This is a genomic window from Nonlabens sp. Asnod3-A02 (assembly GCF_045063755.1).
Classification (GTDB): Bacteria; Bacteroidota; Bacteroidia; order Flavobacteriales; family Flavobacteriaceae; genus Nonlabens; species Nonlabens xylanidelens.
Map to the genome: position 1 here is coordinate 223,557 of NZ_JBEFOC010000008.1, position 24,102 is coordinate 247,658.

A 24,102-nucleotide genomic window follows, 5' to 3' on the forward strand; every position below is an offset into this window, starting at 1 on the left:
ACAAACACTATCTTATAAACGCAAAAAAGGCTACTCGATAGAGCAGCCTTTTAAAAAAATATTTCTAATTATAGTTTAGAATTTAATTCCATAATTAAGAGAGAATGATGTCTCTGGACTACGTAAAGAGAACGTACGATTATCAGATCCAAAGAAATCGTATTCACTTTCCTTATCATCTCCTAATATGTTTTCTATTTTAAAGCCTATCGTTTGCTTTATTTTATCTCCAAAAGTTTTACTAGCAGTAATATTAAGAGAATTAAATGGTAAAGTATAAACATCTGGAATATCACCAGATCCTACAATCTCAAGTGTTCTACCTTGAACGTTAAAGAAAGCACCTACTCTAAGACTATTTTCAGTTTCATAAACTAAACCTGCATTTACTAAATAAGGAGACTGACCTTGTAAAGGCCTTGTATCATCTAAGGTCTGTCCATCACGCAATGTAGCTGTTCTATTTGCCTCTTCATCTTCACTATAATTTTGTCTAGACTCAATGATAGAAACATTCACAGAAGCATTAAAATTATTTAAAACACTTGTCAAGAAACCTAAGTTCTTTCTCACCTCAAATTCTGCACCAAAAACAGTTGCGTTACCTAAATTCAATGGTGTAAATTGACCTTCTGCCTCACGGATAAAACTCAACTCGATAGGATCAGTAAAGTCTTTGTAGAAACCACTTATTGCGTAGAAGTCACTCCCATTACCATACTTTTCAATTCTTAAATCCATGTTATCAATATAAGTAGGTTGAATATCCCTGTTACCTATAAAGAAAAAGTTAGAAACAGGATCAAAAATTTCAGCATCTGACGCTTCTTTAAACGATGGTCTTGCAGTAGTTCTAGAATAAGAACCCCTTAATTTAAAGCTCCTAGTATCATCTAGATCATAAATAAGGTTTAAACTAGGGAAGAAATCTGCTTTATCAATAAACTTAGTATCTACTGACACGACTCCTTGTTGATTTTGACCAGAATAACTTAGATCAAATTTCTCAAATCTAACACCGATGATGGATTTAAGACGATCGGTTAATTGAAATTCATCTGACACATAAGCACTTGCTATAGATATTTTAGAATCAAAGTTGTTTGTAATGTTAAAATCTGATCTAACCGCAACTCCTGAACCAGTAGAAGGATTGTAAATATTATCAGGATTTAAAATTTCATTTGGATCACCATTAAATTCAGAACTTTGGAAGTTTTGTAAGATAAAAGAATATTGATCTACGGCAAAATCTCTGTTCTTGTAAGTGTACCCACCACCAAAAGTAAGTTTTGCTGGTTCTCCAAATAAAGTATGCCTTTTTGTAACATCAATTCTAGAAGCTAAATTTATCTCTTCTAATTCTCTAAACAATCTTGTTGGATCACCTGCTTCAGATGGTTCTATTGTAGGCACTCCTCCATCGATTCTAAACGGTGTAGTTCTAAAGTCTTTATCGTCTACACGAGACAAAGTAGGAGATAGTTTCCATTCAGTTTTCCAAGACCCATCCTTATTATTATGCTCTCCAGAGAACAACACATTTGTTAAAGACCTTTCTGTATAAGTAAGTACATCTTTCTTTATTTGATTAGATGAACGTTCTGAGTTTTCCTGAAATATTAATGCTGCATTAGACTCACCATTCTGAATATGGAGTACATTAAATCTATATTTAGACAATTCCGTTTTATAAGTTAAACCTAATAACCCATTAAGCAACACATTATTTGTTCCTAGTGCACCTTGCTGTGTCCTACCTACTACAGGATTATTATTACTTGAGTCTGCGCTCTTTCTAAAAATCTGACCGTCGATATAGTTGTCATAAAATTCTGTATCATTTTTGTAAGCTAAGGATGCTGTAAATCCTAAGGCATTACCGTTTTCAAACTTAAATTTATTACCTGCAGCAAAACTAAAACCGTAATCCATAAAACTTTTCTCTTTCATCGCAGCAAGCTCTGGATTGAAACTTTGAGTTAAAGCTCTAACAAATGTTCCATCTTGTTGTAATAAAGGAATAGGTGTTCCAATAGCGATAGGTGAGTCTCTATCTCCATTATCAAAACCTAAAAAATCAGTACTACTTCCATTGTAACTTAAATAGTCATCATTAAAGTGCATGTCTGGATTATAACCCAAACTTAAACTTATGGCATACTCCTCACTAGAAGGGATATCTTTAGTTAAAATATCAACTATTCCACCTGTGAAATCTGCCGTTAGATCTGCCGTTGCAGATTTTTTCACTTGCAAGTTTTCAATAACACCTGTAGGAAAAATATCTAATTGCAATGCATTTCTATCAGGATCAAGACCTGGTACCTCCATACCATTTAAAAGTGTTTTAGTATAACGATCTCCCAGACCTCTTACATAAACAAATTTCCCATCTTGAACTGATACACCAGGAACAGCTTTTACAGCACTAGCTACAGAAGAAGATCCAGATTTCTTAATAGACTCAGAGGATAAACCATCTAATACTACAGTTGCATTTTTCTGAACATCTAAAACTGCTTTTTCAGAATTTTGTCTTTTTGTTACAGTAATTACCACGCTGTCTAAAGCATCTGCAGCAGATGTTAATGTTACCTCTAAATTTGTCACCTGACCTGACTTAATTATTACATCAGTTATCTCCTTAGTACTATACCCAACAAAAGTAAAAACAACTGTATACGTACCTGGAGCCATTTCCATTGAATACTTTCCGTCAAAGTCTGTCGCAGTCCCGTAATTACTATTTTTTACCGCAACGTTTGCAAAGGCCAGCACATCATTAAAATCTCCATCGATAATTTTACCAGACAAAGTACCATTTTGACCAAATGAGAATAATGAACCTAAAAGGAACATGGCAAGCACTAAAATTTTAGAATTTTGCATTATTGAAAATTTATTTCTTTAAATTGAAAAAATGCTCATCATGATTTTATATCATGATGAGCATTAATAATTGGTTTTTTATTTAACTAGAAACCTAAGTTAGCTTTAGTATTTGCATATGTCCAAGAGAATGCAGATAAGTTAGCTCCTCCTGTTGTTCCTGAAGTTGCCCACGCAGCAGCATCACTAGTAAAAGAAGTTAAAGTTAATTCAGCTATATCGTTAGAATCATCCTCATCATCACAGTTTTGTGCACAACCTACTTTTTCAACAAATACTTCGTTTGCAGCTGCAACACCAGTTGGTAGATCAATCACCCAGTTAGAAAAAGTTAAGTTACCATCTAGGTAGTTTTGAGCTACAGCATTGTTATCTAATTCAACATCACTTGATGCTTTAAAACCAGTTGCATATACATTATTAGTAGCACCTTGCGCTCTACTTCTATAGTCAGCATACTCACCATTAGGTGTGTTTGTATTTCCAAAAATAGTTGCATCATTTATAGTAAAAGAACCTGTTGCAGATCCTTCAGGACCATCTATTTCAAATGCGTGGTCAGATATATCTCCTAATACGATACCTGTATTAGTAATAGTACCAGAATAAGCTTGATCAATATCTATTGAATCATCACCTACAGCCCATACAAAGATATTACTTGCATTAACAGTTCCACCAAAGAACTCAACACCATCATCAACATTTGCTACAACTTCAATATTAGAGATTACAGTTCCAGAACCTACACCACCTAATGTTAAACCGTTGATTTCATTTCCTTCACCGATATTTGTACCACCGTGACGTATAGAAACATAATTTAAAACACCAGAATTATCAGTCGCATTAGTACCACCGTATAAACCGTTAGTATCACTAGCAGGTATACCTTCTATTTGTACAGCATCTACATCACCTCTTAATGAACTAGGTGCATTACCTAAAACTATAAGACCACCCCATAATCCTCTATCATTTTCTGTAAGATTAGAACCTGCAGTTTGACCTAAAGTAATATCATCTGCAACACTAGTAAAAACAATAGGGCTAGCAGCCGTACCATTTGCTTGTATAGACGCTCCTCTAGCTATAATAAGAACAGATGCATTTGCACCCTGCCCTTGCAAACCTTTAATTATTGTACCTGGCTCAATAGTAAGAACTGCACCACTTTCAACAGTAGTTCTACCTTGTAATTCCCACATACGATCGTTTGTTAATGTCTTATCACTAGAAATAACTCCAGTAATCACATTATCGCTTAGATCTGGACCTGACACTACTGTATCATCATCACTATCACAACTAGTAATAGTAAATGCCGCTATAGCTAACATTGAAATAAATAATTTTTTCATCTTTTGTTTTTTTGTTTGAGTTTGCTGGTGCAAAGAAAACGAGATTACTAGTTAAAGAAGTTAATAACAGATTATCAAAAATCCAATAGTGTTTAAGTTATTGTTAAGTGTGTTATCCAAAGGTTAAATCGAGTTTTAATTATTGATTTATCTTGCACAAAATTTCCTTTTAAATGAACTGGCAGCAATTATTATCATTAAAGAGATATGGCGATTCACATCCTAGACCTCGAGCAAAACAAGATGAGTTAAGACTAGGCTTTGAAGTAGATTATGACCGTGTTATATTCTCACAGCATTTCAGGTCGCTACAGGATAAAACCCAGGTCATCCCTTTAAGCCAGACTGGTTTTGTACACACTAGACTCACACACAGCTTAGAAGTAAGCGTTGTAGGCCGCTCTCTAGGTAGAATGGCAGGAAAACTTATTCTAGAAAAGCATCCAGACTTAGTAGCGTCCGGTTATAAACAACAAGATTTTGGAGCGATAGTAGCCGCAGCCGCCCTAGCTCACGATATAGGTAACCCACCTTTCGGACATAGTGGTGAGAAGGCTATAGGCAGTTATTTTAAAACTGAGCGAGGAGCAAAGATGATAAGTACGCTTTCGCGAAAGCAACAACAAGACCTACTTTCCTACGAGGGAAATGCAAATGGATATCGTTTATTAAATCTCGATAGTCCTGGAACTTCTGGCGGATTGAGATTATCATATGCAACCTTAGGTGCTTTTATTAAATACCCTAAAGAGTCCTTACCACACAGGCCTACTAAGCATATTTCTCAGAAAAAATACGGCATCTTTCAGGCAGATGTAGATCATTTTAATGATGTAGTTAACGAGCTAGGCCTCCTTAACAATACCGATAGTGAAGAGTCTCATTACCGCCACCCACTTACTTACCTAGTAGAAGCTGCAGATGATATTTGTTATACGATAATCGATTTTGAAGACGGTATCAATCTGGGCTGGATAAGTGAAGACCATGCGCTAGAGCAATTAATAAAACTAGTAAGAGATACTATAAGAACAGATATTTACACTCAGCTCTCTACGACTTCAGAAAGACTTTCTTATCTAAGATCTCTAGCTATTAACAACTTAATTACTGACTGCATTTCTATATTTATGGAAAATGAAGAAGCGATACTCAGTGGTACTTTTCCACATGCGCTTACTGATAAATCCACATACAAAGCACAAATAGACGACATACTAGCTATTACTATTGATAAGGTTTATAACAACGAAGAGGTCATTCAAAAAGAAGTCGCTGGTTATAAAATTTTACAAGACATACTAGATGCTGCCGTAAATGCTAGTATAAATAGCCTTAATAACACAGAAGACTCTTATGACAAACTTATTTTAAAATCTTGTAAAGGGCTAAGGTTAAGTGGTACCACAAATTATGAACGTATACTAGATGTTTGCGGTTATGTAGCATCATTAACTGACAGTAAGTCCATCGCTCTTTTCAACATTATCAATGGTAAGATCTAGAAGCAACCACTTTTAATTATCTTACCTTTAAATCTTTAATTGCTTTACCATGAATAAAAAAATACTTTTAACTAGTATACTTCTATGCTTTATAGCAGCTAGTTCATATTACTTTTTAAGTAAAACAGAGCATATCACTTCTATTCAAAAAGCGAGGGATTTACACAAACAATATGTAGAAAACAGTCCTTATAAAGAGACTATAAAACTTTCTAGAAGTGAGCGCAAAGCACTTTCTCTGCCTCCTAATGCATATAATGAGCGTGTATGGGAATTAAGTATGAATCCTACCATTGGGATTCCTACACCTTATAAGGTAGAGACTATTGCTACTAATTTTACTAAAAGCGCACCTGGATCTTCAGGTAGAGCATGGGAAGAAAGAGGACCATCTAATATAGGCGGTAGAACTCGAGTAGTATTTTATGACCCTAACGATGTAGGTGTTAATAATGGTGATGGCATAGATTACAACCGTGTTTTTGCCGGTGGTGTAGGTGGTGGTTTATGGGTTAATGATGATATTACCTCTCCTACCTCCACATGGAACATCATGCCTGGACTGGCTGCCAACTTAAACGTGAGCGCACACGCTATAGACCCTAACGATTCTATGACATTCTACATAGGTACCGGTGAGCAATATGCTGCAGGTGCTGCGGTAGGGAATGGACTGTATAAAACTACAGACGGTGGTGCCACATGGACTAATGTAAACATCACACCTGCAGGACAAGGAACTCTAGGTAGTGGACAGGCAGATTTATTTACAGCTGGGATATTCTTTATTAATGATATAATCGTTAGAAACAACAATGGTATTAGTGAAGTGTATGTAGGCGTAGGATCTACCAACTACGTATCGCCTAACTTCAATATTTCAAATCCAGTAAATGTTTTAGGAGCACAAAACGCTGGACTTTATCGCAGTATTGATAGCGGTGCAAACTGGTCGAGAATTGAGAATCCGTCTATGGGCTATTTCTTTGGCGGGCAAACTTTTTATGTGGCTCCTAATGATTTTGAAATAGGCGCAGACAACAGTCTTTACATGGGTACCATCTCGGTACCTGGCACAAATGCTGGTGGCGGTAGATTTTATAAATCTACAGATGGAATCAACTGGACTGTACAAAGCACGATTAGAGGTGGTGATCGTGTAGAAATCGCAGCCTCAAAAACTAATCCTAATTTATTATACGTAGCCTTGCAACAAGGCAGCGCTGTAGACCTATTAGTTAGTAATGACGGTTTATTAACTACCGTTGCGATTAATGAACCTGATGACGCTGACAACTCTATATCTGCTACTGATTTTGCTAGAGGACAAGCATTTTATAATCTTGTTATAGAAGTAGATCCTACTAACGATCAAATCGTTTATGCGGCAGGAATAGACAGTTTTAGATCTACAGATGGAGGAAATTCTTGGTCTCAAATATCAAAATGGATCAACGCAAACGGACTGCAATCAATTAACACACCATTTGTACATGCAGACATTCACACATTGAGTTTTCATCCTACAGATTCTAACCAGGCACTTATAGGTAGCGATGGCGGTGTCTCATGGGCATCCAGCCTTAATACTGCTTCTTTCAACAATGGATCTATATCAACTAGAAATAATGGTTATAACGTGACTCAGTTTTACTACGGTAGTATAGATTCTGATTTTTCTAATGGAGATAATCTAGTAGGTGGCGCACAAGATAATGGAACACTAGCTATTAATAATGCCACTCCAGGAGCAAATGATTTTACAGAAGCTCTAGGTGGCGATGGTGCTCATGTAGCAATAGATAGTGACGATAACTATGCTGTTATCACATCTCAATTTAATAACCATAGACTAGTCAGCTATCCTAGTTATAATTTTGCTTATTGCATCGCTACCGCAAGTTGTGCAGATGGTGGCGCAAACGCAGATGGTGATTTTATTAACGTAGCAGAGCTAGATCGCAATCTTAATTACTTATTCTCCAACTCAAGAAACTTTAATGGTACTAATGGTATCGATACTTGTGAGTTATTAAATAACACATCTGTTTGTACGACTATTACTAATAGTTTAATTTCTACTAATAGACCTACCGCTATGAAGGTCTCACCTTACACATCAGGTTCTTCTACTTTAATGGTAGGAACAGAATTTTCATTATTATTAAAAGTTACAGGCGCAAATACTGCAAATCCTATATGGACTAGTATAACCGGACCTAACTTTTTAGGTAGTGTGTCTGATATAGAATTCGGTGCAACAGAGTCAGAAATTTATGTAACCATGCACAATTATGGTGTGGAGAATATATGGTACACAAATGATGCTGGTGCAACATGGACTGCCAAAGAAGGTAACCTACCTGATATGCCTGTAAAAACTATTTTACCTAATCCATTATTACCAGGAGAGGTTATTATAGGTACTGAGGTGGGAATCTATGCCACCAGTAATTTTAACAGCGCTAGCCCTACATGGCAACCGCTTATAAACGGTATGACTAACGTAAAAGTAGTAGACCTAGATTTAAGAACTAGCGATAACACCATACTAGCAACTACTCATGGACGCGGTATGTTTACAGGAAAATTTGACACTCTTAGTATAAGCGGAGTTGATAAAACAGATTTAGGTATTAACATCTACCCTACCGTTTCTAATGGTAACATTTACATCACTTCAAGTGAAGATCTTGTAAACACAAATATTGAGATCTATAACTTAAGCGGGCAAAAAGTTTTTATTAGTAAAAGCAATTTAAGCACTACAGAAACTGCGTTACAACTCGATTTAAAAAGCGGCTTTTACCTGGTAAAAATTAGCTCAAACGGCAAAACGCAAACAGAGAAAATTATAATTGAATAATTAAAGAAGTTCTTTAATCAATTTCAACACGGTCCCTTTATCGATTCCTGCAATTTTATGCAAATCGGCAGTGGGGCCGTGTTCCATGAATGAATCTGGAATACCTAGTTTATGAACTTTTCCTTGGTACGCTTTCGCGAAAGCGAGATCACCAACAACACTTCCTAATCCACCGACTACCGTACCGTCCTCAATGGTAATAATGTGATCGTGATTTTTAAAAATTAATTCTAAAGCTCTAGTATCTATAGGCTTTAAAAATCTAATATCTAAATGAGTAATATTTAACTGCTCTTCCTTTATTACATCCTGAATTATAGTCCCTATAGGTCCTATGCTTATTACCGCAATTTTTTTTCCTTCATGGAGTAATCTAGAAGAACCTACTTCCATAAGTGTAAAAGGCTGCTGCCAGTCCACAATATTACCACGACCACGAGGGTATCTGATTGCGATAGGTAACTCTAGTCCTTGAGAAGCGGTAAACATCATATTTCTCATTTCTACAGCATCCATAGGTGCTGCGATAATCATGTCTGGTATACAGTTTAAATAAGCCAGGTCAAAAACACCGTGATGTGTCGCACCATCTTTACCTACTATACCTGCTCTATCTAGACAGAAAACCACCGGCAGTTTTTGCAACGCTACATCATGAATCACCTGATCATAAGCTCGCTGTAAAAAGGTGGAATACACATTACAAAAAGGTACTAATCCTTGTGTTGCCATTCCTGCGGCTAGCGTTACCGCATGCTGCTCTGCAATACCTACGTCAAAGGCACGATCTGGCAATTCTTCCATCATAATTTTCATGGAACTACCGGTAGGCATCGCTGGAGTAATACCTACAATGCGATCATTTTGCTTTGCAAGTTCTACTATGGTAAGTCCAAAAACGTCTTGAAATTTAGGAGGCAATTTACTGGTATCACTAGGTGTAATTTCGCCTGTGATTTTATCAAACTTCCCTGGCGCGTGGTAACGCACTTGGTCTATTTCTGCCTGTTTAAGTCCTTTACCTTTTACCGTTCTCACATGTAAAAGTCTAGGTCCTTTTAAGCTTTTTTGTCTTTTTAGCTCTTTAATTAACAGCGGTAAATCATGTCCATCTATAGGTCCAGAATAATCTAGGTGTAGTGATTCAAAGATATTATCACTACCAGTTTCTTTACCAGATTTAGTTTTGGTCAGGTATTCTTTAAGCGCACCTACACTAGGGTCTATTCCTATTGCGTTGTCATTGAGAATAACTAGGACATCAGCTCCACTAACGCCAGCATGGTTTAAAGCTTCAAAAGCCATACCGCTAGCAATACTCGCATCACCTACTATAGCAATGTGTTTTCTATCTTCTTTCTTTAAAGCACTAGCCATAGCCATTCCTAGAGCGGCACTTATAGAAGTAGAACTATGTCCTGTCCCAAAGGTATCGTAAACACTCTCCGATCTTTTAGGAAAACCAGATATACCACCTAGATCTCTATTGGTATGAAAAACATCTCTCCGACCAGTTAAAATCTTGTGTCCATAAGCCTGGTGCCCAACATCCCAAACCAGTTGATCGTCTGGAGTATTAAATACATAATGCAACGCTATAGTCAGTTCTACCACACCTAGACTTGCACCTAGATGTCCTTCTTTAGCAGCTACTACATCTATAATAAAAGCTCTTAATTCTTGTGCGACTCTAGCCAGATCCTCTTCAGGAAGTTGCTTTAAATGAGCAGGAGAATTAATATTAGAAAGTAGTTTTTGAGCCATGTTTCAAAGGTAAGACGTATGAACTTGAATCTGAACTCGAAAATGAATTTTGAAAAACAAAATCAACTGAGCTAACACTAATTTTAAACAATATTAACTATGATTCCACTTCAACATTTATCTATTGATCACAAATCAACTCTTACCGCATACAGAACTCTAACTTTACAACCATTATGCTTACCAGGAACAAACCTAGGCAACATATTTAAGACACGAATGAATTCTTTTTCTAATGCTAAATTCTCTGCAACTATAAGAATCTCTGTGATTTCCCCTGATTCATCTATAATAAATTGAGCTTTTACCTTATCTCTTATTAATAAGTCCCGATCAGTAACATCTTTATTAAAGTTACTCTTTAAATGTTCCTTTACTTTTTCTTGAAAATATTTTCTATTATCTCTTTCTGAAATACTTTCTGGAACATCATTAAATCGAGGTGTTTTGTTTACAAAAAGAAAAGGAATATCTGCAATTAATTCAGGGAATACGTTCTGCTTATAACCTTGAGACTGATCAACACTATCTAATTTTTTTGCGATTGTATTGTGATCATTATTTTGATCAAAATCATTAGTTCTTACTGAAGAACAGCTAGATAACATTATTACAATTACAAAAAATAAAGAATTACTAAAAAGTGATATCATTAAAACAATTTAATTTTAAAATTAAATGAAATTATTCGATCCGTTCTACCTATTCTCAAAAATGATAGGTAACACATAAATCACAGTAGTTTTTTCACCTCTATGTTCACCTGGTATAATCTGGGGTAACATATTCAATACACGAACTGTTTCTTTTTCCAATTCTTTATATCTCGCTTTAGCTTTAATATCAACCACTGTTCCTGTAGTGTCTATTTTAAATTGAACCGCAATTTTATGGCGATCTTTTAATGTAGAATCAATAACTTTAGTATTAAAATTCCTTCGTATCTCTTGGGTCAACCTTTTTGTAAAATACGATTTCAACTCCTTTTCAGATAGTTGTCCTGGTGTATCTTTATATTTTGGAACTTTATCCACTATCGCAAATGGCACTTCGTTTAAATCATCATTTGTAATCATTATACCTTGAACCACAGGAATTTCTTCATTCTCTACTGGACTGACTGGTGGCGGTCCAAGCATCCCTATAATAGGCACAATATCTTCTGAATAATCATCTTCTTGATCGATAACTTCAACGGCATCTATTTTTTGTTTATTTCCGTTACTATTATTACAACTTATTAAGGTAGTTCCCATGACTAGTAATAATGCGCAGGTAAAAGAGCGATAAAATGTAGTCTTCTTATTTAAAGCACTTAATGGTATTTTTATGATAATCTTGTCTTGTCTGTGCTGTTGCATTCTACCACAAACTCGATTACCATTTTGCAATTTCATGTAATCACTGATTTCTTGTGGAGTTTTATCAGTAAAATCTACAACAGTTGTTGAACAAGAAGAACAAAATCTACCTTTTGCAGAAGGTGTCATTTGATTCCATTCCTCGTGACAAGGCTCTGGTATTTTGAAGGAATAATATTCTTTCATGATTAGTGTATTAAGTTAGATTCTTAACCTTATCAAAAGCCTTGCCTTTTTTTGCTAGCTTTTTAGAACTAACCATTCCTTTACTTTTATTTTTAGCTTTATTTTTACTCGATGATAGAACCATACGACCATGAATATTTTATGAGAAAAGCGCTACAGGAGGCTGAGGCTGCTTTTGACCGTAATGAAATTCCTGTAGGCGCAGTTATTGTAGCGCAAAATAGAATCATAGCCAAAGGTCACAACCTCACAGAAACACTTACAGACGTGACTGCTCATGCAGAGATGCAAGCCATAACCGCAGCATCTAGCTTTATAGGTGGTAAATATTTAAAAGATTGTACGCTCTATGTAACCTTAGAACCTTGCCAGATGTGTGCCGGTGCTTTATACTGGTCACAAATAGGAACTGTAGTTTTTGCTGCAAGTGATGTGCAACGTGGTTACCTAGCTATGGGAACACAGTTACATCCTAAGACTAAAGTGATTTCTGGAATTCTAGAAGAACCTTGTGCTACGTTGATGAAAGAGTTTTTTGTGAGGAAAAGAGGGCTTAAATAAAGACAGTTCTTATTGTATTTCTAAAAGGCAGATTAACGAATCCCTTTTCTGAAGTAAAAATCACCTGTTATGGATCACTCACGCGCTACACCCTTTGTCCTGCGGACATTTCCCTCAGAGGGAAAACCCAAATTTTGAGCTGTGACAATAAGGTTACGAAATAGAGAAACTACCGTCTTTCTTTGGAGGCGATGCGCTGAGTTATGTCGAAGTGGAAGATTAGAGTTGGTTGTTGACATTGTTGTTTTAGACAAGGATTCAAATTGCAATTTGAACTATGATATTGTCATGTTGGAAAATGGGCGTGAGTATAATGTATGCGAAATGAAAAGCCTGATCACAAATGTGGTATTCATAGGTGCCGACTTCAGTCCGCACCTATGAATACCACATTATCAATACAATTATGAATCAAAACGCGCTTTAACACGAGTCGCGATATCCTGCATTTCTTCTTTACTTAGGCTCACTTTGTTACTAAAACGCATATCTTCCATATCACGTAATGGTATTAAATGCACGTGTACATGCGGCACTTCTAGTCCTATTACCGACATGCCTATACGCTCGCAAGTAACCTCTTCTCTTAATGCAAGAGCTACCTCTCTAGAAAAATCCATAAGATCAAAATAAGTCTCGCTATCTAGATCAAAGATTTTATTCACTTCTTTTTTAGGAACACATAAGGTATGCCCTGGTGCATTAGGGTTGATGTCTAAAAAAGCGATAAAATCTTCATTCTCTGCTACTTTATAGCTAGGTATTTCTCCAGTAATAATTTTTGTAAAAACACTCATAATTAGTCTCTTGTAATTTCCATGATTTCTAACTTAATCGTGCCTACTGGTACAACAGCCTCTGCCACCTCACCTACTTCTTTACCTAATAATGCCTTACCTATAGGAGACTCTACAGATATGTGACCTTTAGTTACGTCTGCCTCACTCTGTGCGACTAGCTTGTAATTCATAGTCATTTTATTATTTAAGTTTTTAATTTTAACCGTACTATGAATTAAAACCTTAGAAAGATCTAGCGTGTCCTCATCAATAATACGCGCATTACTAACTATAGCATCTAATTGTGAGATGCGCATTTCTAGCATTCCTTGAGCTTCCTTTGCTGCGTCATACTCTGCATTTTCACTTAAATCACCTTTATCACGAGCCTCTGCAATGGCTTGGGATGCCGCAGGACGTTCCACATCTTTAAGTTGCTTTAACTCGTCCTTTAATTTTTTTAATCCTTCTTCTGTATAATATGATACGTTACTCATGTCTTTTCAATTTTAAGTGTTGTTGTTTGTGTTCCGCTTTCGCGAAAGCGATATAACCACCAGTCTCACTGCTTACATCATGACTAAGAGGCTATAAATAACAAAATCCCATCATTGCTGCGGGATTATCAAACAAATATAATAAATATCAATCAGTTCGTTATACTTTTGAAGCCAATTGATTTCTTATGAAAATACGTAACGCTTATATACTCGCTTTATTGCTTACCGTTTTTGCTTGCACAAGCGATGACAGCCGTAATAACAACCCATTTCTAGTAGATCTAGGATTCCAGATGGACCTTAATACTAATTTACCACAATATAGCAATCTTAATTTCCCTGGTAATTTTGTGATCGTACCTAACGTAGGTTTGCGCGGTGCGGTGGTTTATAATTTTAATAACTCGCAATATGTGGCTTATGAATTAAGCGATCCTAATCACTCGCCTAACAGTTGCTCTACACTCGAAATAAGCGGTATAGAAGCGACCTGCCCTTGTACTGATGACATTAATAAATATAATATCCTAACCGGACAGCCTATAGAAGGTGACGGACAGTATGGTTTAAAAGCCTACCGTGTAGAAAGAAACGGCGCCACAATTAGAATATCTAATTAGTGTATTAATAAAGTATAATTTACCAAGCCAAACCATTAAGAATAAATATAAACAGTTATTTATTCTTAATGGTGCTGGTTGATTTTATGTTTTAAAAAATAAGCGTTGCGCCTAATAAGAAATTAGTCCCTGCTTGTGGATAGAATCCATTACCTTCTACCGTAGAGATGGTTCCTGGATTAGAAAAATCGTCGTCATAAGTAAAGTAGTACCCATTATTTTCATATTTTTCATTGAATATATTATTCACTAAACCGGTAAACACAACAGTCTTAAATATAGACTTCGGCTTTATAGTGTAGACTAGGTTGATATCGTTAGTAAAAAAACTATCTAGCTTAGAAGCATCGGCCTCTGTATTACTCATAAATTGATCACCTACAAATTTACTCAATAGAGAAACCTGAAAGTTTTTTATAGGTTGATACACGATAGCATTTGCAGCCACTACACTAGGTGAAAAAGCAATGTCTGTAGAACCTAGATTCTGTAATTCTCCATCAAAAGAGCGCACCGTCTCGTCATTCTTATTACTACTCAATGCTATATTAGGCTGTAGAGTAAGTTGCTCAGTAACTGGCACAATTGCCTCTAGCTCTATTCCTAAACGGTAACTTTTACCACTATTAGTTCTCAATGGCGCTCCTACATCATTAAGTTCTCCGCTTAAAACTAGTTGCTCATTATAAAGCATGAAGTATGTATTTGCATTAAAAGTAAAGTTACCTTTTTTATGTCTCCACCCTAATTCAAAGTCATTAAGTTGTTCTGGCTTCACATCTGGATTGCTTTCAAAATCATTTCTATTAGGCTCTCTATTTGCTCTGGCATAAGAAAAGTACAAATCATTAGTATCATCATACTTATAAGTAACACCAGCTTTAGGATTAAAGAAAGTAAAGTTCTCATCTACTAGAAATTCACTTAAATCAGAATTTATCCCAGATGTTTTATAGTTTACATTTCTTACCTGCACATCACCGTACAATTGAAAACGATCGTTTAATTTATAGGTAGCTTTTGAAAACACAGATAGATCATTTTTTAAAGCATTACCGTCATAATAACGATCTCTAATATTACTCTGACTAGCAAAACGCGCCCAAATCACTTCACCGAAGTGATCTCCATCATAATGACTAGCAGATATTCCAGAGGTAACATCTATCTCATTATTCTTATAATTTACACTTGCGTTAAGCACATAAAAATCATTATCCAGCCATCTACGACGTATAAGATCTGTTTCTTCTAGTGGCTGTCCATCTACTACTAGTGGATCTAGACCATAAGTAGCAAAATCTTCGTCTTCTTTAAATTGCTCAAAGAAACCACGACCATAAGTATAGTTTAAACCTATGTTAGTAGACCAGTTGTTATTAAAACGCTGGTTCCAGTGCAGTTGATAATGATCTTGCTTATAATCATCTACTTCATTATCATAGAACTGCACATTTCCATTTTCATCTTCATACTCTCCAGCCGTGTTATACGTTCTATCATCTCTTAGCATGTCTTCGTCAATACCATTCCACGACTGGTATGTTACCTCACTACCACCAAAGGTGATCGCTTTAATAAGCGTGTTATCGTCCACATAAGTACCTTGTAAGAAATAAGATTTTAAATCTGTAGAGGCGCGATCTACATAACCGTCAGACGCGATATTTGATAATCTACCTGCGATTTCAAAATGCTCATTCATCAATCCGGTAGAGAACTTTACCGTATGTTTTCTACTATTAAAACTACCGAAAGAGTTAGAAATCTCACCGCTCGCTTCTTGAGATGCAGCATCTGTTAAGATATTTATACTCGCACCGAATGCTCCACTACCGTTTGTACTCGTACCAACACCACGTTGCACCTGTAGATTTTCTATAGAAGAAGAAAAATCACCTAGGTTTACCCAGAATGCACCCAGTGATTCTGCATCAGTATATGGAATACCGTTAATAGTCACGTTAGTAGATTGTGAGCTCACACCACGTACTCTTAAAGCCGTATAACCTATACCAGCACCAGCGTCAGAGCTAGTTACTACAGATGGCAAAAAGTTAAGCAACATAGGTAAATCCTGTCCTATATTACGTTTTGCGATCTCTTCCTTTGATAAATTGCTGTGTGTAATAGGTGATTTTGCATTTACACGCACGGCTTTTACCAGTACTTCGTCCAGTTTTTTTGCTTTAGTAGAATCTTGTTCTTGTGAATTTTGCGCTGTTGCTAGGCCTGTTACAGTTAATGCCATAGCAATTACAACGCGAGATAAATGTTTCATATGAACTTTGTTTAAGTTCAAATAAAAGGGGCATTTATTCGGTTTGAATTAAAATTAAATGTTTGAAGGATTCTCTTGAAATAAATAATTGAGATGCACGCTTTCGCGAAAGCGATATAACAACACACATCAAAACTAATCTAAATCTATTCCCTTAGCGACATTACTCGCCCAGGTTCCTTGGGTATTATCTCAGCCTTTGTTTCCATTAGCACCCCTTGAGACAGGCGGCAAAAGTACGACTGAAATTCAAAACCAAAATCAAAATCAAAAATAATTTTAACCCTTGTTCAAAATTATTTTAATCTACTTTATTTCAATGACTTACTATTTATAAGAAAGCTTTTTGTTTTCTTGTTGTAAGAAATGTATCTAAATGTAGTTGTAGTAAAAACGGTAGACGAGTGTTTCAATTTCTTGTTATTATCTATATCATCGATGTAAGATTTCTTATCTATGTTTTTATGAATAGTAGTCACATCGCTAGCCGGCATGATAGATCCATTAGTATTAAGGCCTATTTCAAAAAATGAATCTTCCTTTTCTTTTACCGTATAAATAGGGTATGCGTCAGACACATCTGGTCCGAAACGTGGTAGGCTGTTTTGTAACATCATTCTGTTTTGCTGTTGTTGCATCATCCACATTTGCTGTTGCATCATCCAGTGATGGTGCCACCACCAGTTATAATTGTAACTATATAACTTCTTATTTACATAATCTATCCTCAGTTTTAACGCTCCATCTTGCGCCTCATTAACCGTAACGGTAGGTTGGTTCTTACCTTTGGTAGCATTTTTAAGAAAGCTATTTGCAGCTGTTTTACTAGAAGCTGCACTTACCACATCACTACTCAATAGGTTAAGTTGCTTGTTACTTTTATCATCTAGATTATGAACATCTAGAGTAGCAGCATCTTTTTTAAGATTCATCTGGAACAACTTATTATCTGAAACGTAAGAAGTACTTTTCTTCAACTTACCTTCTCCACTGTCATTACTTTTAAAGTTAGCCACCTTTAATTCTGTATTTGAAGAATCACTGGTGTCTATTTGCGCCACATTTGTAGTACCTCCTTTAGTGTCTTCTTGTGTAATGGTAATCGTGCCTTGATCACTATAGATTCTAAAATCGTTTATGGAACCATTTTCTACAAAATCTTGACTACTTATTGCATCAAGATTATTTTTAGAAAGCGCTTTTAAAAAATCTTTATTAGCAGCCGTAGCTTCTATAGTGATATCTTTTACATCGCTAGCATTTTTTACAGCCACTATTTTAAGCGACTCTTTATCTGAAAAGACCAAGAAATTTTGATCTTTTTCTCTAACCGTGGTTTTATAATTCTCCCCATCTAGAGCCTCAGATTTTTTAACAGTGTGATCTTTAAGGTTTACATCTACCACCTGAAACTTTCTAGACTTACCTTCATTATAAGAAGTAATTACAGATAATTGATCTCCATTATTATGAAATGACAACACATTAGGCTGCTCTTCAAAAGTAATAGGATCCATTTTCACAACCTCTTCATTCTTAAATTGAAAAGGTAAGATATCGTAGTTTTTCTCTTTTTTATTTTTTGCTATTATAAAATGAAAGCTGTCCTCACCTTGAGTATTTCCAGAAAAAGTTCCTTGTACTTTATATTTCTGGTCTATTTTAAAACCATTTGCCGTATTGCGATCTGGCTTTATAAAACTGGTTAAAATGACAAAAGCTAACAATAGTTGGATGGTTGTTTTCATTGGACAGTAGGTTTGGTTAGGCTAAATATATAAAGATTAATGATATGTAGAAATTATTCCTATTAATAATGATAAGTGCTCTTACGAAAAGTAGATTTGTGATGTAATAGCCGTTAAAAATAATTAATCAAATATTAAATCGTTATATTTAATTAGAAATCCAATTTTTAAACACCTGATTTAAAATGAATTATTTAATAAAACCGTTCTCAATTATTTGCGCGCTCATAATTCTTAGCAGCTGTGAAGAAGATGAAGTTGTAGAAAAATGTCAATTCACTGATCCCACTTATCAATTTACAACAGAGCAAGAGCAAAAAAGAATCTCATTTGAATATTTTGAAGGACAGATTATTAAATATCGTAGTAACGATAATGAAGTATTAAATTTTGAGGTTTACGAGGTGAGAAATTGTCCTAGAGGTTCTTATGAATCAGGATTTTTTGGAACTTCTTTAAAACACACTTATGACAGTCAAATTATAAGGCTACAAATTATCGAAAATGACACTGCCAAATACAGTTATAGAACTAAAGTTCAATATTTTCTAACTTCCCAAGGAAATAGATTTAGAAATGCTTTCAATTTTCCACTTTGGAATGTTAGAAATGCTGGCTACGCTAATCTAGAAGAACAAGACCCTGCAAACATTTTTATAACCAACAATGACGAAATCAATTCTATTGGTACAATGAACATTCTTAACCATACCTTTAACAAAGTAATAAAAATAGAATCTAACTCAACAGATGTTGTTTCAAGTAGAGAATTTGGCTTGTTGGATCAAAATGTTAATATCCTTTACTATGATCAAGACTTTGGAATAATTCGATTTGACGAAGTTGATGGAACTATTTGGGAAGTAGAATACCCTGAGTAACCATTTCAAATCTTAGATATCAAAAAAGGGGCAGAATTAATTCTGCCCCTTTTTTGATATAATGTATTTTAATTTCTAAGCTATCACCGCACCATTCACACTCGCATCATCTGGATTTACAAAAACTAATTTCCCATCAGGATCTTCAGCAAGTAAAATCATTCCTTGAGATTCTACACCTCTAAGTTTTCTTGGTGCAAGGTTTACTAAAACGGTTACTTTGCGACCTACTAATTCTTCGGCAGTATAGTGTTGTGCGATTCCAGAAACGATGGTTCTTTTATCGATTCCTGTATCTACTGTCATGACCATAAGCTTGTCTGCTTTAGGCATTTTTTCTGCAGTAAGAATCTCTCCTACTCGCAGGTCCATTTTCATGAAGTCGTCGTAATTAGTTTCGTCTTTTTGTGGCATGAGAGTTAATTTTTCTGCAGCATTTGCTGTTTTTGTAGCTTCTAGTTTGTCTAGTTGCGCTTGTATTTGCTCGTCTTCTATTTTAGAAAAGAGCAATTCCGACTTGTTGATTTTATGCCCTGATGGGAGAAGAGCTTCGTCTCCAGCAACTCGACTCCATCCAGCAGTTTCCGCATCAAGTGCGGAAAAACATAAAATGTTTTTTAATTTCTCAGATGTATGTGGTAAAAACGGCTCGCTTAATACAGCAAGCGCCGTCGTTATTTGTATACATACATACATGATGTTCTTTACCTGTTCTGGATCTGTCTTTGCTAGTTTCCATGGCTCAAGACCTTCTTCGGCAATGTATTTATTACCTATACTAGATAAGTTCATCAATTCTTGTAATGCCTCTCTAAAACGGTAACGATCTAGACTATCACCTATAGATTTAGGGAATGTCTTAATCTGATCTAGAACTTTTTGATCACGCTCTGTAAGATTTGCCGTTTCTGGAACTATACCATCGTAATACTTATTAGTAAGTACAATAACACGGTTTACAAAGTTTCCTAAGTTAGCTACCAGTTCATTATTATTTCTAGCTTGAAAATCTTTCCAAGTAAAATTATTATCCTTTGTTTCTGGAGCATTGGCCGTTAATACATAACGCAACACATCTTGTTGCCCAGGGAAATCTGCTAAGTATTCATGCAACCATACCGCCCAGTTTCTAGAAGTAGATATTTTATCGTCTTCTAGATTTAGGAATTCGTTTGCTGGCACATTTTCTGGCAATATAAAATCACCATGTGCTTTTAACATCGCAGGAAAAATAATACAGTGAAAAACAATGTTATCCTTACCTATAAAGTGAAGTAAAGAAGTATCATCATTTTTCCAATAATCTTCCCAATTCTTACCTTCTCTAGCAGCCCATTCTTTAGTTGCAGAGATATATCCTATCGGTGCGTCGAACCATACATAAAGTACCTTTCCATCTGCACCATTTACTGGAACTGGGATACCCCAATCCAGATCACGAGTCACTGCACGTGGGTGCAGCCCGTCTGTAATCCAGCTTTTAACCTGACCTAATACGTTTGCTTTCCAGTCCTTAGAATGTCCCTCTACGATCCACTCATTTAACCAGTCACTGTATTCATCTAGTGGTAAAAACCAGTGTTTAGTCTCTTTTAATTCTGGTGTATTTCCTGTTATGGCACTTTTAGGATCTATTAAATCTGTACCATTATGCGACGTACCACATTTCTCACATTGATCTCCGTAAGATTCTGTATTCCCACATTTAGGACAGGTACCTACTACAAAACGATCTGCTAGAAACTGGTCTGCTTCTGGATCGTATAATTGTTCTGTAACTTGCTCAATAAATTTACCGTCATTGTATAATTTGGTAAAAAATGCGCTAGCCGTTTCATGATGAACTGGCGCACTGGTACGACTATAATTATCAAAAGAAATACCGAATTCCTTAAAAGAATCTCCTATGATCTTGTGATAACGATTTACCAACTCTTGAGGTGTAATACCTTCTTTCTTTGCCTTAATGGTAATAGGTACACCATGCTCATCACTACCACAAATAAATGCTACGTCGCTACCCTTCATACGCTGGTAACGTGCATAAATATCTGCCGGTACATATACACCAGCTAGGTGACCTATGTGTACTGGTCCATTAGTATAAGGCAATGCTGCCGTAATCGTAAAACGTTTTTGATCGCTCATGAAATTCTTTTGAAAGCTGCAAATTTACGACATTGCACGCTTTTAAAAGATGCTTTTAGTATTCTATAAATTGGTGTTGATCTCGCTTTCGCGAAAGCGGAATTCCAACAAACCGCAAACATATTTAATCGATTGCCGTATTTTTAAACCAAATCTCTTGAAAAATTGAACTACCACTCCATTCCCAAACTTAAAGAAGCCGACCACGTAAGGATTTTATGCACCGCAAGAAGTGCTCAAAAAAGCCAACTAGCACCTGCTAAAAACCTATTAGAATCATGGGGACTTAGGGTAAGTTATGGAAATACGATAGGGAAAATAGAGCACCAATTAGGTGGTACAAAAGAAGAACGCCTAGCCGATTTACAAGACAGCATAAACAATACTGATGTGGACGCCGTATGGATAGCACGTGGTGGTTATGGAACGGTACAATTAATAGATGCGATTGATTTTTCTGACAGTATGAAAGTAAAATCTACTGTCATTATAGGCTACTCTGACGTGACACTGCTTCATGGGAAATTACAGTCTCAAGGTTTTGCCAGTTTGCATAGTTTTATGCCGCTAGAACTATCTAAAAAACCAGATTCTAGTATAGAAAGTCTGAGGAGAGCTCTCTTCGGCGAAAGCCAAACTATAACTATCAAAAATAATTTTTCTCTATCTAGTCAGGTGATAAAAGCTCCTGTAACAGGTGGAAACCTTTCCATTTTATACAGTATGTTAGGTAGTGACACCTTTCCAGAAACAGACGATCATATTTTATTTATCGAGGATATTGATGAATACCTATACCATATAGAACGTATGATGTATTCTTTAAAACGAGCAGGCAAACTTAAAAATATAAAGGCGTTACTAGTAGGCGGCATGACAGATATGAATGATCATGAAATCCCTTTTGGCAAAAATGCCCAAGAGATTATTCTATCCCTTACAGAGAGTTATGATTTTCCGGTTATTTTTAATTTTCCTGCAGGGCATATTACAGATAATCGCTCTTTAATTTTAGGCAGAGAAATAACAATAAGTATTACACCAGCGTCTATTAACTTTAATCAATAATCATGGCAGAGCATAATGAATTAGGTAATGAAGGTGAAGATCTTGCTGCCACACATTTGATTAAAAACGGATACGATATTCTAGTAAGAAACTACACTTATTTGAAGGGCGAGATCGATATTATAGCCCGCAAAAAAGATGTAATAGTTGTCGTGGAGGTTAAAACGAGGTCTACTCCTGATTTTGGCGATCCACAAGATTTTTTAAAACCTGGACAAATTCAAAGACTGGTTGCTACGGCAAATCATTTTGTAGAAAATCTAATAGATGAGGATGTAGAAGTGCGTTTTGACATAGTTGCCATTATTAAGAATAAAGCAGGCACAAAACTAGAGCATATAGAAGATGCTTTTTATCATTTTTGAGCTAAAAAAAGCGCCTCAATAGAGGCGCTTTTTTTAATATCATTATACTAGAGTATAGATATCTTATTATTTTTCTTGTGCTTTACCGCTGTCCTCGATTTCTTTTACTAAGTACACAAACACTGGAAAGTGATCACTGAAACCACCTGTAAATGTACCGTCAGAAAAACTACGCATAGGGTATCCTTTATACCTACCTGTTTTATTAGTCATAAAACTTGGGTTATAGATATTAGCCTGGTAATAACGGTAGCCACCTTGATTTGCTTCATTTAACAATGGATAGGTAAACATGATCTGGTCAAAAATATTTCCAGAATCACGATATGCTAGTGTATTAAAACCATCCTTTAACATCTGTATATATGGATTATATATCATTTGTGGCTTTACGTCTTGTCTATCTTTTTGCGCATTAAGAGTTACTAGTACACTCTTATTTGTAGGATCGTCATTTAAATCTCCCATTACAAAAATCTTAGACATCGCGTCTATACTATGTAAAGAGTCTATCGCTTTTTGATTTAAAGCTGCTGCTGACACACGAGACGCGCGACTTTTTTGTTCTCCACCACTACGTGATGGCCAGTGATTAACGATAAAACTCATTTTATCACCATCTAATTCTCCTGTAACGACTAATTGGTCACGTGTATATCTACGTTTTCCAGAGCTTTTATCATAAATAACTAGCTCATTGCTCTGACTATTTAATACTCTAAAATCACTCTTTTTATAAAGTAATCCTGTATCGATACCACGACGGTCTGGAGAATCGTAATGCTCAATTCCATAATCAAATTCTATAAGCAAAGGGTGATTTACTAAGTCTTCTAAAACCTTTCTATTTTCCACTTCACAAATTCCTAAAATCGATGGAGCAGATTGTGATTTTTCAGCACCTATTTTGCGAATTACACGCGCCATAGAAGTAAGTTTTTTCTTATAAACTTCAGCTCTTACACCTTCAGACATTTCCATGATCGGACTAGCCTCATCATTGATCGTTATATCGTCTTCTGTGTCAAATAAATTCTCTAAGTTGTAGAACCCTACTGTTCTAACTTTATACTTTTTTGCTTTTACAGTGTTTTGTGCCGTTACCGCTTCCGCGAAAGCGAAAACACATAAAGCACTCAATATTAGATTTTTAAACATTTTATTAAAGATATGTTAAGATATGTTAAGTTATGTTATTGTAAACTTCATTACAAAC

At 35.7% G+C, this 24,102-nt stretch carries 18 protein-coding genes; 7 read left to right on the top strand and 11 right to left on the bottom strand.

What is annotated here, in order from left to right; all coding sequences use genetic code 11:
• Positions 1 to 75: 75 nt before the first annotated feature.
• On the bottom strand, positions 76 to 2,892 hold the full coding sequence (locus ACJJVN_RS10970) for a TonB-dependent receptor domain-containing protein (protein ID WP_405378101.1): 2,817 nt from the start codon (positions 2,890 to 2,892) through the stop codon (positions 76 to 78).
• An 86-nt stretch (positions 2,893 to 2,978) separates the two neighbouring features.
• Positions 2,979 to 4,253 carry a hypothetical protein gene (locus ACJJVN_RS10975; protein WP_405370443.1) on the bottom strand — a complete coding sequence of 425 codons (1,275 nt, stop codon included), beginning with the start codon at positions 4,251 to 4,253 and terminating at the stop codon, positions 2,979 to 2,981.
• A 173-nt stretch (positions 4,254 to 4,426) separates the two neighbouring features.
• Between ACJJVN_RS10975 and dgt the strand changes: the two genes are divergently transcribed.
• Complete coding sequence (dgt, locus tag ACJJVN_RS10980; protein WP_405378102.1) at positions 4,427 to 5,758, top strand: dGTP triphosphohydrolase; 1,332 nt, start codon at positions 4,427 to 4,429, stop codon at positions 5,756 to 5,758.
• A 49-nt stretch (positions 5,759 to 5,807) separates the two neighbouring features.
• Positions 5,808 to 8,624, top strand: a complete 2,817-nt coding sequence (locus ACJJVN_RS10985) for a T9SS type A sorting domain-containing protein (RefSeq protein WP_405378103.1) — start codon at positions 5,808 to 5,810, stop codon at positions 8,622 to 8,624.
• On the opposite strand, the gene ACJJVN_RS10990 is transcribed toward ACJJVN_RS10985, so the two are convergent.
• From ACJJVN_RS10990 to ACJJVN_RS11000, 3 genes are all read right to left on the bottom strand, one after another.
• Complete coding sequence (locus ACJJVN_RS10990) at positions 8,625 to 10,388, bottom strand: 1-deoxy-D-xylulose-5-phosphate synthase (protein ID WP_405378104.1); 1,764 nt, start codon at positions 10,386 to 10,388, stop codon at positions 8,625 to 8,627.
• A gap of 128 nt (positions 10,389 to 10,516) precedes the next feature.
• Positions 10,517 to 11,041 carry an energy transducer TonB gene (locus ACJJVN_RS10995; RefSeq protein ID WP_405378105.1) on the bottom strand — a complete coding sequence of 175 codons (525 nt, stop codon included), beginning with the start codon at positions 11,039 to 11,041 and terminating at the stop codon, positions 10,517 to 10,519.
• A 45-nt stretch (positions 11,042 to 11,086) separates the two neighbouring features.
• Positions 11,087 to 11,935 carry a hypothetical protein gene (locus tag ACJJVN_RS11000; protein ID WP_405378106.1) on the bottom strand — a complete coding sequence of 283 codons (849 nt, stop codon included), beginning with the start codon at positions 11,933 to 11,935 and terminating at the stop codon, positions 11,087 to 11,089.
• Positions 11,936 to 12,046: 111 nt separating this feature from the next.
• Here ACJJVN_RS11000 and ACJJVN_RS11005 point away from each other — a divergent pair, with 111 nt between their 5' ends.
• Entirely contained in the window at positions 12,047 to 12,496 is a 450-nt protein-coding gene (locus tag ACJJVN_RS11005) for a nucleoside deaminase (RefSeq protein ID WP_104513944.1), read from the top strand.
• A gap of 404 nt (positions 12,497 to 12,900) precedes the next feature.
• On the opposite strand, the gene ACJJVN_RS11010 is transcribed toward ACJJVN_RS11005, so the two are convergent.
• Both ACJJVN_RS11010 and greA read right to left on the bottom strand, forming a co-directional pair.
• Positions 12,901 to 13,296, bottom strand: coding sequence for an HIT family protein (locus tag ACJJVN_RS11010; RefSeq protein WP_211289269.1), 396 nt, complete (start codon positions 13,294 to 13,296; stop codon positions 12,901 to 12,903).
• A complete protein-coding gene (gene greA / locus ACJJVN_RS11015; protein ID WP_104513946.1) occupies positions 13,296 to 13,772 on the bottom strand; it encodes a transcription elongation factor GreA in 477 nt (158 codons plus the stop codon). Before greA ends, ACJJVN_RS11010 begins: the two co-directional genes overlap by 1 nt.
• A 188-nt stretch (positions 13,773 to 13,960) precedes the next feature.
• Here greA and ACJJVN_RS11020 point away from each other — a divergent pair, with 188 nt between their 5' ends.
• Positions 13,961 to 14,395 (top strand): hypothetical protein, encoded by a 435-nt coding sequence (locus tag ACJJVN_RS11020; RefSeq protein WP_104513947.1) that lies wholly within the window; start codon positions 13,961 to 13,963, stop codon positions 14,393 to 14,395.
• 91 nt (positions 14,396 to 14,486) lie between these two features.
• Here ACJJVN_RS11020 and ACJJVN_RS11025 read toward each other — a convergent pair whose 3' ends face one another.
• Together ACJJVN_RS11025 and ACJJVN_RS11030 are read right to left on the bottom strand one after the other, a co-directional pair.
• Positions 14,487 to 16,676 (bottom strand): TonB-dependent receptor, encoded by a 2,190-nt coding sequence (locus ACJJVN_RS11025; protein ID WP_405378107.1) that lies wholly within the window; start codon positions 16,674 to 16,676, stop codon positions 14,487 to 14,489.
• Between the two features lie 311 nt (positions 16,677 to 16,987).
• Positions 16,988 to 18,424 carry a hypothetical protein gene (locus tag ACJJVN_RS11030; RefSeq protein WP_405378108.1) on the bottom strand — a complete coding sequence of 479 codons (1,437 nt, stop codon included), beginning with the start codon at positions 18,422 to 18,424 and terminating at the stop codon, positions 16,988 to 16,990.
• 185 nt (positions 18,425 to 18,609) lie between these two features.
• Here ACJJVN_RS11030 and ACJJVN_RS11035 point away from each other — a divergent pair, with 185 nt between their 5' ends.
• Positions 18,610 to 19,305, top strand: a complete 696-nt coding sequence (locus tag ACJJVN_RS11035; protein WP_405378109.1) for a hypothetical protein — start codon at positions 18,610 to 18,612, stop codon at positions 19,303 to 19,305.
• Positions 19,306 to 19,380: 75 nt separating this feature from the next.
• On the opposite strand, the gene metG is transcribed toward ACJJVN_RS11035, so the two are convergent.
• Positions 19,381 to 21,453 carry a methionine--tRNA ligase gene (gene metG / locus ACJJVN_RS11040; RefSeq protein ID WP_104513951.1) on the bottom strand — a complete coding sequence of 691 codons (2,073 nt, stop codon included), beginning with the start codon at positions 21,451 to 21,453 and terminating at the stop codon, positions 19,381 to 19,383.
• Between the two features lie 165 nt (positions 21,454 to 21,618).
• On the opposite strand from metG, the gene ACJJVN_RS11045 reads away from it, so the two are divergent.
• Positions 21,619 to 22,521 carry an LD-carboxypeptidase gene (locus tag ACJJVN_RS11045; RefSeq protein WP_405378110.1) on the top strand — a complete coding sequence of 301 codons (903 nt, stop codon included), beginning with the start codon at positions 21,619 to 21,621 and terminating at the stop codon, positions 22,519 to 22,521.
• Positions 22,522 to 22,523: 2 nt separating this feature from the next.
• Positions 22,524 to 22,886 (top strand): YraN family protein, encoded by a 363-nt coding sequence (locus ACJJVN_RS11050; RefSeq protein WP_405378111.1) that lies wholly within the window; start codon positions 22,524 to 22,526, stop codon positions 22,884 to 22,886.
• A gap of 66 nt (positions 22,887 to 22,952) precedes the next feature.
• Here the strand turns inward: ACJJVN_RS11050 and ACJJVN_RS11055 are convergent, their stop codons facing one another.
• Positions 22,953 to 24,044: an endonuclease/exonuclease/phosphatase family protein gene (locus ACJJVN_RS11055; protein ID WP_405378112.1), complete on the bottom strand. Its 1,092-nt coding sequence runs from the start codon at positions 24,042 to 24,044 to the stop codon at positions 22,953 to 22,955.
• Between the last annotated feature and the right edge of the window lie 58 nt (positions 24,045 to 24,102).